Origin of the sequence: Tissierella sp., from assembly GCF_052089545.1 — a bacterium.
GTDB lineage: Bacteria > Bacillota > Clostridia > Tissierellales > Tissierellaceae > Tissierella_A.
The window spans coordinates 1-4,052 of record NZ_JBQDAA010000210.1; the positions used below are offsets into that span (position 1 = coordinate 1).

Consider the following 4,052-nt stretch of genomic DNA (forward strand, 5'->3'; position numbering starts at 1 on the left):
GGATATGATATTATATTTTTCTGGATAATTAGAATGGTATTTTCAAGTATTGAGCAAATGGGAGAAGTTCCTTTTAAAGACATATTTTTAACAGGACTTGTTCTTGATAGCAAAGGAAGAAAGATGAGTAAAAGCTTAGGTAATGGTATAGATCCACTAGAAGTTATAGATTCTTATGGTGCAGATGCGCTTAGGTTTACATTAGTTACTGGAAACAGCCCTGGAAATGATATGAGATTTTATGATGAAAGAGTAGAGTCAAGTAGAAATTTTGCAAATAAACTTTGGAATGCAACAAGATTTGTACTTATGAACTTAGATGTAGATGTCGCTACAAAAGCTTTTAAAATAGAAGAACTTCAAGAAGAAGACAAGTGGATATTATCTAAACTAAATACAACAATAGGTGATGTCAAAAACAATTTAGATAAATATGAATTAGGTTTAGCAGCACAAAGAGTTTATGATTTTATATGGGAAGAATATTGTGATTGGTATATAGAAATGGTTAAATCTAGATTATATGGAGAAGATGAAAAGAGTAAAGAGCTAGCTCAAAAGGTACTTTTATATGTATTAAAAGATATAAATAGACTCCTTCATCCTTTTATGCCTTTTATAACTGAAGAGATTTGGAGTCATTTACCAGGTGGAAATGAACCTTTAATCTTATCTAAATGGCCTAAAGTTAGAGAAGACTTTAAATTTGAAGAGGCTCAAGGAGATATAGAATATATCAAAACAGCTATTAAAAACATTAGGAATGCTAGACTGGAAATGGATATAGCTCCTTCAAAAAAGTCTACTATTGTTTTTGTAACTAAAAATACTCATATAGAAGACATCATAAACAAGGGAGAGAGATACTTTAAAAATTTAGCTAGTGCAGAAGATGTTCTTGTACAGTCATCAAAAGAAGGATTGGATGGAGAAAACATAGCAGTAGTATTAGATAAAGCTGAAGCTTTTTTACCTCTTAAAGATTTAATTGACTTTGAAAAGGAAATGGAAAGACTTCAAAAAGAAAAAGAAAAGCTCCAAGATGAACTAAAACGGGTTACATCAAAGCTTTCAAATGAAGGATTTATATCGAAAGCACCAGAAAAAATTATAAATGGTGAAAAAGCCAAAAAAGAAAAATATGAATCTATGATGGAAAAAGTATTAGAAAGAATAGAAAACATAAAAAATAATATTTAAGAGGTGCATTATGAATTATGATGAGGCGTTAAGCTATATAAATGATAAAAGTAAATTTGGTTCAAAACTTGGACTTGCATCTATTGGAAAACTTCTAGAAAAGTTAGGAAATCCTCAAGATGGGTTAAAGATAATCCATCTTGCAGGAACAAATGGTAAAGGCTCAACATCTGCTTATCTTTCTAACTGTATAATGGAAGCAGGTTATAGTGTAGGATCTTTTACCTCGCCTTTTTTAGAAAGATTTAATGAAAGAATTAGTCTAAATGGAAGGGATATACCAGATGAAGATTTAGCTAAATTTACTGTTAAAATAAGAACAGCTGCAAATGAAATGATAGAAGATGGGTTAGAACACCCGACTACATTTGAAATAGTAACTGCTCTTGCTTTTTTATATTATAATCAAGAGGATCCTGATTATGTTGTTTTAGAAGTAGGACTTGGAGGAAGATTTGACTCTACAAATATTATAAGAGAATCTCTTTGTTCAATAATAACTACCATAGATTATGATCATATAAATGAATTGGGAGATACTTTGGAAAAGATTGCATATCAGAAGGCAGGTATTATAAAAAAAGATGGTCTTGTTATTTCTTATCCTCAGAAAGAAGAAGTTGTAAAAGTTTTAAAAGATGTTTCTAAAGATATGGGAGCAGAACTTATATTTAGCACGGAAGATATTGAAGTTGTAGAAAAGACAGACTATGGTAGTAAATTTAATTACGAATTTAATGGGATTCAATTAAATAATATTAAAACTTCTATGATAGGAGAATATCAGATATATAATGCAACACTTGCTGTTACTGCATTGCTTGTTTTAAAAGAAAAAGGATTAATTCAAATAAAAAATGAAGATATTTATAATGGAATATTTAATACTAAATGGAAGGGAAGACTTGAAATATTAAAAAGAGATCCTATATTTTTAATAGATGGAGCTCATAATCTTCAAGGAATTGAAAAACTTTCAGGAGTATTAAAACTTTTTAAATATAAAAAGCTTATATTAGGTTTATCAATTTTAAAAGATAAAGATGTAGATAGTATGCTTGATTATTTAATGCCTTTGGCAGATATAGTTATTTCAACGGAAGTAAGTATAGCTCGTAAGCTTTCGGCAGAAAAACTAGCAGATAAGATCAAAAAGTATGATAAAGAAATATTTGTAGAAAAAAACATTAAAGAAGCAGTTTTAAAATCAATAGAGCTAGCTGATAAAGATGATATGATAGTTTTTGGCGGCTCACTATATTTAATTGGTGAGGTAAGAACAATAGTAAACCTTCTATAGCTAAGCTATAGAAGGTTTTTTAAATAAATAAATTTACTATGTTTTTATAAATATTTTGAGTATCGACTTTCCATTTTTCACAAATATCTTTAGCTTGTTCTATAGATGGAACACTCATATATATACTAAAAAGAGTCTCTTCATTTTCTACAAGCTTGAGATTTACCATGTATTCATTATCCTCTTTTAAAAAATACTCTGAAATAACTTGCCTGTCCTTCTCCTGTACATAAGAAAATGCTTCAAAATCTTCTTTTAATTCATTTTTTATATTTTGAGGAATCTTTGAATCAAAATACTCCAATGCCAAAGTTCCCTTTTCTAATATTACATATTTATGTTTGTCTTCATCCTCTATAAGTTCTATAAGATTTCCTTGTATAAGTTCACTTAAGTATTGTTTTATTAGAAAAAAATTTATATAGTTTTTTTCTAATATATATTCTGAGAGCTCATTTTTATCAAAAAAATGAGGAGAATTTTCAATTATATATAGTAATATTAGTTTATTTTGTGCAAGTTCTTCTGTGTTATCAGAAAACATAAATATTCACCTTCTTTTAATCTTTGTATCTATTATAGCACAAATAAAAAGAGAAGAGGATATCCTCTTCTCTTTTTTATGTTATTATTTTCCTGATAATTGTCTTTGTCCTGCTTCTACTAATTTTTTAGTCATGTAACCACCAACATAACCATTTTGTCTTGCAGTTAAATTACCTTTATCTGTTGTTTCATAGTTTTGCAATCCTAATTCATTTGCTATTTCAAGTTTCATTTGATTAAGTGCAGCTTTTGCTTCTGGTACTACAAGTTTATTACTATTATTATTATTTGGCATCTGATTTCCCTCCTTTTCAACACCATTTTGGTTGTTGTAATATTTAATATAACCATAAATAGAAAATATACACTGGAAAACTTTGCTCATGATTTAAAAAATATCCATTTATTTTGAGAACAAATTAAGATAAAAGTAATATTATATCTTTTTGAGAATAAATTAATATAACAGAAAGGATTTTTCTTAAATAGGAGTGATATAAATGACAAGTAATTCGCCAAAACATGTAGGTTATAGGATGATGATAGTATTTTTTACTTTTATTTTAGCATTATTGACTATTAAAATAAATAATGAATTTGAAAGTTTAAATGTATTTTCTCCTACAAAAGAGTTACCTATATATAGTGTGGAACGAGAAGACAAAAAAATAGCTATATCATTTGATGCAGCTTATGGTGATGAATATACAATAGACATATTAGATATACTAGACAAGTATAAAGTAAAAACAACCTTTTTTTTAGTGAAGTTTTGGGTAGAGGATTTTCCGGATAAGGTTGAAGAAATACATAAGAGAGGTCATGAAGTAGGCAATCACTCAGCAACGCATCCAAATATGAGTGAATTAAGTTCTGAACAAATAGCTGAAGAATTAAATTCTACAGGCGAAGAAATATATAAAATTACAAAGGAAAAACCTTTTTTATTTAGACCACCATATGGAGATTATAACGATAATCTTATTTTAGAAGCAAAAGAAAATGG

At 28.0% G+C, this 4,052-nt stretch carries 5 protein-coding genes; 3 read left to right on the forward strand and 2 right to left on the reverse strand.

Going from position 1 to position 4,052, the window contains the following annotated elements:
* The coding region (locus ACTHW2_RS11630; RefSeq protein WP_442264083.1) for a class I tRNA ligase family protein at positions 1–1,200 on the forward strand (1,200 nt) is incomplete at its 5' end.
* A 10-nt stretch (positions 1,201–1,210) separates the two neighbouring features.
* Positions 1,211–2,500 (forward strand): bifunctional folylpolyglutamate synthase/dihydrofolate synthase, encoded by a 1,290-nt coding sequence (locus tag ACTHW2_RS11635; protein ID WP_442264084.1) that lies wholly within the window; start codon positions 1,211–1,213, stop codon positions 2,498–2,500.
* 19 nt (positions 2,501–2,519) lie between these two features.
* On the opposite strand, the gene ACTHW2_RS11640 is transcribed toward ACTHW2_RS11635, so the two are convergent.
* Positions 2,520–3,044, reverse strand: a complete 525-nt coding sequence (locus ACTHW2_RS11640) for a DUF4364 family protein (protein ID WP_442264085.1) — start codon at positions 3,042–3,044, stop codon at positions 2,520–2,522.
* An 84-nt stretch (positions 3,045–3,128) separates the two neighbouring features.
* Positions 3,129–3,341 carry a small, acid-soluble spore protein, alpha/beta type gene (locus ACTHW2_RS11645; protein WP_442264086.1) on the reverse strand — a complete coding sequence of 71 codons (213 nt, stop codon included), beginning with the start codon at positions 3,339–3,341 and terminating at the stop codon, positions 3,129–3,131.
* A gap of 205 nt (positions 3,342–3,546) precedes the next feature.
* Here ACTHW2_RS11645 and ACTHW2_RS11650 point away from each other — a divergent pair.
* On the forward strand, positions 3,547–4,052 hold a 506-nt coding region (locus ACTHW2_RS11650; RefSeq protein ID WP_442264087.1), incomplete at its 3' end, for a polysaccharide deacetylase family protein.

Bases quoted from the DNA above. Each gene is read 5' to 3' on its own strand.
- ACTHW2_RS11640 (WP_442264085.1), bottom strand. From the start codon at position 3,044: ATGTTTTCTGATAACACAGAAGAACTTGCACAAAATAAACTAATATTA.
- ACTHW2_RS11635 (WP_442264084.1), top strand. From the start codon at position 1,211: ATGAATTATGATGAGGCGTTAAGCTATATAAATGATAAAAGTAAATTT.
- ACTHW2_RS11645 (WP_442264086.1), bottom strand. From the start codon at position 3,341: ATGCCAAATAATAATAATAGTAATAAACTTGTAGTACCAGAAGCAAAA.